This is a genomic window from Vibrio sp. 1151_11 (assembly GCF_029478525.1).
In the GTDB taxonomy this organism is placed as follows: domain Bacteria; phylum Pseudomonadota; class Gammaproteobacteria; order Enterobacterales; family Vibrionaceae; genus Vibrio; species Vibrio anguillarum.
Genome location: NZ_SHMN01000122.1, coordinates 1 through 330 on the forward strand (window position 1 = coordinate 1; position 330 = coordinate 330).

Annotated in this window: 1 protein-coding gene; it reads right to left on the minus strand. The window is 43.0% G+C overall.

What is annotated here, in order from left to right:
• Positions 1-148: 148 nt before the first annotated feature.
• Positions 149-330: hypothetical protein (locus tag EXZ60_RS19040; RefSeq protein ID WP_277436166.1), on the minus strand; the 182-nt coding region annotated here is incomplete at its 5' end.

Below are 330 nucleotides of genomic sequence, written 5' to 3' on the forward strand. Positions count from 1 at the left end.
TAAGCATAACAAACGGTTAAAGAGGGATTGCCAACGCTCGTCGACTTTAGTTCAAAATTGAAATTCAGCGTTTACGGCGTGTTTTTTGAGTTAAGTGGTGCGTTGTCAACCCCTTAACCGGGCGTTAGGCAAAGTGAGTTTTTATCAGCTAAATCGGGTTTGAATTGAACGGCGAATTCCATGTTCTCATGGCTGGACTTAAACAATAAATCGTCATCACATATTTGTTGTTTCTTGATCGTGTTGGGTTGTTTAGCGCTGTGAGTTTAGCGGCAAAATAACCTTCAGCATCCAAACGTCCGCCGAGCATGCTACGCTCGTCACTTTTCT